This is a genomic window from Streptomyces sp. NPDC006283, assembly GCF_040613325.1.
Classification (GTDB): domain Bacteria; phylum Actinomycetota; class Actinomycetes; order Streptomycetales; family Streptomycetaceae; genus Streptomyces.
In genome coordinates this window covers 1-7,481 of sequence record NZ_JBEXRZ010000292.1, presented here as the reverse complement: position 1 = coordinate 7,481, position 7,481 = coordinate 1, and the positions used below count along the sequence as shown (strand labels likewise).

8 protein-coding genes are annotated in these 7,481 nt (G+C 72.0%); 4 read left to right on the top strand and 4 right to left on the bottom strand.

Annotated features, from left to right (window positions below; all coding sequences use genetic code 11):
* Window positions 1-403 (top strand): response regulator transcription factor (locus tag ABZ070_RS33950; RefSeq protein ID WP_356639650.1); only part of this gene is annotated, 403 nt, incomplete at its 5' end.
* Between the two features lie 178 nt (window positions 404-581).
* Here the strand turns inward: ABZ070_RS33950 and ABZ070_RS33945 are convergent.
* Window positions 582-2,060 (bottom strand): MFS transporter, encoded by a 1,479-nt coding sequence (locus ABZ070_RS33945; RefSeq protein ID WP_356639648.1) that lies wholly within the window; start codon window positions 2,058-2,060, stop codon window positions 582-584.
* Between the two features lie 87 nt (window positions 2,061-2,147).
* Between ABZ070_RS33945 and ABZ070_RS33940 the strand changes: the two genes are divergently transcribed.
* Window positions 2,148-2,558 (top strand): MarR family transcriptional regulator, encoded by a 411-nt coding sequence (locus tag ABZ070_RS33940; protein ID WP_356639646.1) that lies wholly within the window; start codon window positions 2,148-2,150, stop codon window positions 2,556-2,558.
* A 42-nt stretch (window positions 2,559-2,600) separates the two neighbouring features.
* Here the strand turns inward: ABZ070_RS33940 and ABZ070_RS33935 are convergent, their stop codons facing one another.
* The 3 genes from ABZ070_RS33935 to ABZ070_RS33925 all read right to left on the bottom strand — a co-directional run bounded on the left by ABZ070_RS33935 (window position 2,601) and on the right by ABZ070_RS33925 (window position 5,048).
* Window positions 2,601-3,344 carry a maleylpyruvate isomerase family mycothiol-dependent enzyme gene (locus tag ABZ070_RS33935; RefSeq protein ID WP_356639644.1) on the bottom strand — a complete coding sequence of 248 codons (744 nt, stop codon included), beginning with the start codon at window positions 3,342-3,344 and terminating at the stop codon, window positions 2,601-2,603.
* A 69-nt stretch (window positions 3,345-3,413) separates the two neighbouring features.
* Window positions 3,414-3,758, bottom strand: a complete 345-nt coding sequence (locus ABZ070_RS33930) for a hypothetical protein (RefSeq protein ID WP_356639642.1) — start codon at window positions 3,756-3,758, stop codon at window positions 3,414-3,416.
* A gap of 66 nt (window positions 3,759-3,824) precedes the next feature.
* The gene (locus tag ABZ070_RS33925) at window positions 3,825-5,048 is read right to left on the bottom strand and encodes an MFS transporter (RefSeq protein ID WP_356639640.1); all 1,224 of its coding nucleotides are present in this window, start codon (window positions 5,046-5,048) and stop codon (window positions 3,825-3,827) included.
* 97 nt (window positions 5,049-5,145) lie between these two features.
* Between ABZ070_RS33925 and ABZ070_RS33920 the strand changes: the two genes are divergently transcribed.
* Window positions 5,146-6,360 carry an ROK family protein gene (locus ABZ070_RS33920; protein ID WP_356639638.1) on the top strand — a complete coding sequence of 405 codons (1,215 nt, stop codon included), beginning with the start codon at window positions 5,146-5,148 and terminating at the stop codon, window positions 6,358-6,360.
* 139 nt (window positions 6,361-6,499) lie between these two features.
* The gene (locus ABZ070_RS33915; RefSeq protein ID WP_356639636.1) at window positions 6,500-7,345 is read left to right on the top strand and encodes a YhjD/YihY/BrkB family envelope integrity protein; all 846 of its coding nucleotides are present in this window, start codon (window positions 6,500-6,502) and stop codon (window positions 7,343-7,345) included.
* The last annotated feature ends 136 nt before the right edge of the window (window positions 7,346-7,481 follow it).

Here is a 7,481-nt window from a genome sequence, read left to right as displayed (position 1 = left end):
TCGGGGACGCGGCCCATGCCATGACGCCCGACCTGGGCCGCGGAGCCTGCGAGGCGCTGATCGACGGCGTGAACTGCTGCGTGCGGTACGGGCGGTGGTGTCCGGGGACGCACTGCTGTCCCCGGGGGTGACACGCCGTCTGATCGCCGAGTTCGCGGCACGCTCCAAGGGGCCGGCCGAGGCCCAGGGCCTCGGGGAACTCACGGACCGGGAGCGGGAGGTGATGGCGCTGGTCGGCATGGGTCTGTCCAACGAGGAGATCGCCCGCCGCCTCGTCGTCAGCCCGCTGACCGCCAAGACGCACGTGAGCCGGACCATGGTGAAGCTCGGCGCCCGCGACCGCGCCCAACTGGTCGTTTTGGCCTACGAGTCGGGGCTGGTGCGCCCCGGCTGGCTCGGCTGAGGAACGCCTCGTACCCAGGGGCCTGGCGACTGGGCCTCGTTCCCGGCAGCAGAACGCGGCCGTGGCCGGCGGCTCATCGCCCCCAGCCGCGACCGCGTCCGCCCGGTCGATCTCCGCCGGCCGCTCCTTCGAGAGGAGCCGGTCGATCCCCGTCGGCCACCCCTTCGAGAAGGGCCGGTCAGTCCCCGACGGCCACCCGCTGCGGCTCCTGCTCCGGCAGCGACTTGGCCACCACCACGCCCTCCGTCCGGCGACGCGTGCGCAGCCCCGTCAGTGTGATGAGCAGCCCGGTCGCCGCGATGGCGGTGACGACCACCAGGCCGGGCCGGAAGCTGTCGAGCACCTCCTGCGCGGAGCGGCCCGTGTCGCCGCCCGTCGTGATCACCGCCGTGACGACGGCGAGGAAGACCGCGCCGCCGACCTGGACAGAGGTGTTCAGCAGTCCGGAGACCATGCCCTGCTCATGGTCCTCGACGCCGTTGGTGGCCTGGATGTTGAGGGAGGGGAACACCAGCGCGCAGGCCGCGCCCAGCAGCAGCATCGACGGCAGGATGACGGCGGCGTACGTCGGGTCCAGGTCGACACGGAGGAACAGCGCGTATCCGACGACCAGCAGTGCAAAACCGGTGGCGATCACGCGCGGCGTGCCGAACCGGTCCACCACGGACCCGATCTTCGTTGCGGAGAGTGCCACCAGGGCACCGGCCGGCAGGAAGGCGAGTGCGGTCTCGAGCGCGGACCAGCCGAGCAGGGACTGCATGTACTGGGTGACGAGGAACTGGAACCCGACGTAGGAGCCGAAGAAGAACGCGGCCCCGAGGTTGGCCCGGACCTGGCTGCCGGAGCGCAGCACTCCCAGCCTGATCAGCGGGTGTGTGCTGCGCCGCTCGATGGTGACGAAGACGGCCAGCAGTACCGCCGCGGCGAGGAAGGAGAGCAGCGTCTGCGCGGAGGCCCAGCCGACCTCGGGAGCCTGGACGACGGTGAACACGAGCAGCAGCATGGAGGCGGTGCCGGTGACGGCGCCGGGGAGGTCGTAGCCCTTGCCGGAGTCCTCGCGGCTGCTGCGTGGGATCAACCGGATGCCCGCGACGAGCGCGAGCAGTGCGATGGGCGCGGGAAGCAGCATCGTCAGACGCCAGCTGACCTCGGTGAGCAGGCCGGAGAGCACGAGACCCATCGAGAAGCCGGTCGCGGCGCACGTGGTGTAGATGGACAGTGCGCGGTTGCGCTGCGGTCCCTCCTTGAAGGTCGTCGTGATGATCGACAGACCGGCCGGGGCGGTGAATGCCGCGCTCAGGCCCTTGATGAACCTGCTGGCGATCAGCAGTGGTCCGGAGTCGACCAGCCCGCCGAGCAGCGACGCGACGGCGAAGACGGCGAGGGCGATCAGGAAGACACTGCGGCGGCCCAGGAGGTCGGCCGCGCGGCCGCCGAGGAGCAGGAGCCCGCCGTAACCCAGGATGTATCCGCTGACGATCCACTGCAGGGTCGAGGTGGACAGGTCGAGGTCGGTGGCGATCGAGGGCAGGGCGACGCCGACCATCGACACGTCGAGGGCGTCGAGGAACATCGCGGCGCAGAGCACGAGGAGGGTGCCCCACAGGCGTGGGCTCCAGCGCTCCTGCGTTTCGGGGACGTTGAGCGGAGAGGTCATGCGGAGCACATTACATGCACATGCATTGACTGCAAGTGCATTTAATTCCAGTGCAACAAAGTGCGGCTTTTCTGCTAACGTGCGGTCATGGCTGCGACGAAGTCCGAGCAAGCACTCGTGGAGCAGTGGCGGGACGTGCTCTCGCTGCACGCCCGTACGATGTGCGAGCTCGACCGCGAGCTGCACCGGCACGGGCTCGGTGCCAGCGACTTCGAGGTGCTCGACGTGCTCGCCGAGATGCGGGCGGAGGACGCCCGGCCCGGCGACTGCTCGTACCGGGTGCAGGAGCTCGCGTCCCGCGTCCATCTCAGTCAGAGCGCGCTCTCCCGTCTGATCGCCCGGCTGGAGAAGGACGGCCTGGTGACCCGCGGCATGTGTGCGGAGGACCGGCGCGGGGTGCGGGTCGCACTTACCGAGGAGGGCCGCTCGCGCCACGCCGAGGTCAAGCCCGTGCAGCGCGCGGTGCTGTCGAGGATGCTGCCCGCGACCCAGGCGTGAGCGTCGTGGTACGCCGACGAACGAGGGCTGCCTGCCGCCCCGTTACGACCAGGTGATGCCCGAACGTTCGCGCCACATCCGCGCGAGCCCGGTGTCGCCGACGACGGCCACCGCGTCGAGCGGCAGCCGGTTCCAGAGCGTCAGATAGAGCCGCTCGGCGGTGCCGCGCAGCTCGCAGTCGGCGGGCTCCTCCGCGGTGCGCTCGGTACGGGGCGGCTCGGCGGACAGCCGTACGGTCCACACGTCTGCCGTGTCCGTCGCCCTGACGCGCAGCACTCGCGGGGTGTCGGTACGGACCCTGCTCCGGGACCGGGCGTGGAACGCGGACAGAAGTTCGTCGACACCGTCCACCGCGAGATCCGCCGGCACCTGCTCGAACTCGCCGCCAACCGCCGCCTGGGCGTCCACACGGTGCACCGCCGTCTCGTGCGCCTGGCGCCGCGCCCAGAAGGCGAGCGGCGACGGTGCCGGCAGGAACGACCAGCAGCTCACATCCGCGGGGGCCTCGCTCAGCGCGCCCACCAGCAGCCCATGGCCCTCGCGGTACCACTCCAGCAGCTCGTCCCCGTCGAGGTCGGGCTCGCCCCTGTCGGGCTGGTAGTTGGTGTAGCCCTCAGTGACGAAGGCCGCAGCCCAGCGGTGCACCATGCCGGTGTGTCGCAGGAGGTCGCGCACCTGCCAGGCGGGGCACGTCGGCACCGCGGCGTCCGGCCCGGCCTCCTCTGCGGACTCGGCCAGCAGCTGTCCCTCTCGGACGAGTGACCTGATCAGGGCGGAGGTCTCCATGCCGACGATTGTGCCGGCGCAGGGCGCTCTCCTCGAGAAGAGCGCCACGGAGAGCCAAGAGCGGGTGCGTCAGGCTTTGTGCGGGCGCGCCGCGCGCTGTCCGCCGGTCAGCAGTCGCACGAAGAGGCCCAGCGCCATCGCCTGGATCAGCACCGACAGGACCAGCGCCGGATAGAGGAAGGCGGCCGACTCGGTCACCGTGTCCCCGATAAGCGTGCCGACGGCCATGAAGCCGAAGATCGTCGGCGCGGTGAGAAGGAAGAGCCAGATCCCCGCGAACGAGGCGTCCTCGTGGTGGACGAACAGGGTGTCGACGGCGACGTAGACCGCCGCGACGGCAACCAGCGCCAGATACCCCTGGGCGGCGCGGTTGCCGAAGGCGAGTCGTACGAGCGTGGTCAGTCGTGCGGGCATGGCCTCTCCCCGTCGTCGTGGTGGTTCCATGCTGCGACGGCAAGCCCGGCGCGCGCCTGAGTACGGCTACTCAACCGCACTGGGCGCGGCGGCAACCCGGGCGCCGTACGCGATCACGGCCGCGCCCGCCGCCAGCGCGCCCACTGTCGTCAGTGCCACCGGCAGCGAGAACCAGTCGGCGAGAAAGCCGATCGCGGGCGGTCCGAGCAGCATTCCGCCGTAGCCGAGAGTCGACGCGGCGGCGACGCCACCGGGGCCGGCGAGTTCGCCCGCCCTGCCGACCGCGACGGGGAAGATGTTCGCGAGCCCCAGGCCGGCGACTGCGAAACCCGCCAGCGCGGCCCACACGGAGGGGGCGAGTGCGCCGATCAGCATGCCCGCCGCGGCCGTTGCCCCGCCGATGACGAGGGTGCGGGTCTGGCCGAGCCGCTCCAGCAGCGCCGTGCCGCTGAGCCGGCCGACCGTCATGGTGAGCGCGAACAGCGAGTAGCCGGCGGCGGCGAGCCCCGGGTGGGCGTGCAGGTCCTGCTCCAGATGGAGCGCGCTCCAGTCCGCCATCGCGCCCTCGCCGTAGGCGGTGCACAGGGCGATCACGCCGAAGAGCAGCACGAGCCGGCGCGTGCGGCCCGCGAGGCGCCGAGGTGCCGTGCGCGCCCGGGCGGTCCCCGTCGAGGGAGCCCGATGGCGCAGCAGGACGGGCCCGGCCGCCGCCGTGACGAGCAGCCCGATGCCGGTGAGAGCGACCAGATGTGCGGTGGGGGACAGGCCGCCCGCGACCAGGCCTCCGAGACCCGCGCCGAGCATCCCACCCAGGCTGAACGCCGCGTGGAAGCTCGGCATGACGGGCCGTCGCATGGCCGACACCAGGTCGACGGCCGCGCTGTTCATGGCGACGTTGATGCCTCCGTACGCGGCCCCGAAGACGAGCAGTACGAGGCCGAGCGCGAGAGCGGAGTGCGTCAGGGGTGGGAGCGCCATGCTCAGCGCCAGCAGTACGGCACTGGCGACGGTGACGGGGTGGCTGCCGAAGCGGCGGCAGAGCCGCCCGGTGAGGGTCATCGTCACCACGGCGCCGGCCGACACCCCGAGCAGGGCGAGGCCCAGGTCGCTCGCGGACGATCCCGTCTGCTGCTTGATGGCGGGGATGCGTACGACCCAGCCGGCGAAGAGGAAGCCGTCGAGGGCGAAGAAGACGGTGAGGGCGGTGCGGAGGCGGGACAGGGAGGTGGGGGCGGGATCTCCGCCAGGTCCCCCCGGTACGGCCGTCCTGACTTTGTTTAGTAGCGGCACAAACTCAGGATAGGTCCTCGACCCCCCTTCGTTCAAGGCGGCCGGATCACCTCCCGCGCGGGCGGCGCACCACCGGGATCATGGGAGACTCACCTGCATGAACGGCAAGGGGACGACCACCCGGACACGACTGGAGAGAGGCCGCAGCGCGCTCGGCCCCGCCCTGGAACTGGTTCACACCGGGCGCGCGCCCACGCGTGCCGTGCTGACCGCCGAGCTCGGCGTCACCCGCGCGACCGCCGGAGCAGTGGCCGCAGAGCTCGAAGCCCTCGGGCTGATCCGCGTCGACTCCCGGCCCGGTGCCGCTGCCGGATCCCAGGGAAGGCCCTCCCACCGGCTCTCGGTCGACGAGACCGGTCCGGTCGTGCTTGCCGCCCAGGTCCACGCCGACGGATTCCGCGCCGCCCTCGTCGGCCTCGGTGGCAGCATCGTCGCCACCGCGCCCGGCTGCGTCACCGTCCAGGCCGACCCCGCACAGGTGTTGGGGGAGGTCGTCGAGGCGGGCGCCGAACTGCTGCGCCGCAGCGGCCGCCGCTGCCTGGGCGCCGGACTCGCCGTGCCCTCCGCGGTGGCGGAGCCGGAGGGCACCGCGCTCAACCCCCTGCACCTTGCCTGGCCGGCCGGCGCCCCGGTGCGGGACATCTTCGCCGAGCGGGTGAGCGCCGCGGGCATCACCGGCCCCGCCTTCACCGGCAACGACGTCAACCTCGCCGCGCTCGCAGAACACCGCCACGGCGCCGGCCGGGGCGCCCATCACCTGCTCTGCGTCGCCACCGGCCACCGGGGCGTCGGCGGGGCGCTCGTCCTCGACGGGCGGCTGCACAGCGGCAGTTCGGGCCTCGCGCTGGAGGTGGGACACCTCACCGTCAACCCCGAGGGCCGCCCCTGCCACTGCGGCAGCCGTGGCTGCCTCGACGTGGAGGCCGACCCGCTCGCCTTCCTGACAGCCGCCGGCCGAGCCGCCGGCCCGGAGGTTTCCCTGCTGCAGCAGTCGCGGGACCTGCTCCGGGAGGAGTACGACGATCCCGCCGTCCGGGGCGCGGCCGAGGAGCTCATCGACCGTCTGGGCCTGGGACTGGCCGGTCTGGTCAACATCCTCAACCCGGACCGGATCATCCTGGGCGGGCTCCACCGCGAACTGCTCGACGCCGACCCGGAGCGCCTGCGGGCCGTCGTCGCCGATCGCAGCCTGTGGGGCCAGAGCGGCGGAGTCCCCATCCTCGCCTGCACCCTCGACCACAACAGCCTCGTCGGAGCAGCCGAACTGGCCTGGCAGCCGGTACTCGACGACCCGTTGGCCGCGCTCAGCTGACGGCCGCGCGCACGAGCGGGACGATGCCGCCGCAGGTCGACTTCCTGTCGCGGCGGGCGTTGTGCACCGTGCGGGCGGGGCCACCCGTCCGGGGGCATGGACGGCAGTCGGCGAGACGGTTGCGGGTAGGCCACGACACGTGAGCAACGAGCCGGCACGCCCGCACCGTCTTCGGCGCCTGTGGCACAGGCTGGCCGAGTCGCCGCTCGGGCTCGCCTGGCAGAGCGGCCGTGAGATCGAGCTGATGCACCGAGCCATGGGCTTCGCCGCGCTCGCGTTCCTGACGCTTGTACCACTGCTCGTCGTCGTCGCGGCCGCCGACCCGGCGAGCGGCCGGGGATTCGCCCTCTGGCTGAGCCAGGCGCTCGGGCTCACCGAATCCTCGCAGGACGAGGTCGAGCGGCTCTTCGGCCTGCCGGGGCAGGCGTTGCAGCGCACCACCGCCTTCGGTCTCGCCGCGCTCACCGTCTTCGGCCTGACCTTCGGCTCCGCGGTGCAGACCTGCTACGAGAAGATCTGGGACCTCCCGGCGGCCCGCTGGCACACGATGTGGCGGCACGTCGTGTGGCTGGCGATGCTCATCGTCTACCTCATGATCTTCGTGAGCACGCCGTTGCCCGACGGATCGTTCGCCGCGTCCGCGATCGGTCTCCTGGGCGACCTGGGAGGAACGGTGCTGTTCTTCTGGGCGTCCCAGCGCGTTCTGCTGGGCGGTCGGGTCCGTTGGAGGGCACTGCTGCCGGGTGCCGTGGCCACCGCCGTCGGCATGCTCGGGCTGCGGGTCTTCTCCCAGCTGGTCTTCTCTCCGCTGATCGCCTCGAACGCGGTGACCTACGGCCCGTTCGGCACTGTGCTGGTGATCCAGTCCTGGCTCACCGGCGTCGGGGTGATCGTCTACGGCGGTGCGATCGCCGGACGGCTGGCTCACGACCTGCTGACCTTGCGGCGGCTGTTCCACCACGACAAGCCGCCGCCCGGGCACTGACGCCAAGGACGCCCGGACGCTGACACGAAGGCCGCCCGGACCGCGACCCGCCTGCCGGGCCTCGTCATGCTGCTGGCCCAGAACCTCATCCTGCTCGGCCTGTTCTTCGCCATCCCCCTGTACCTGCAGATCGTGC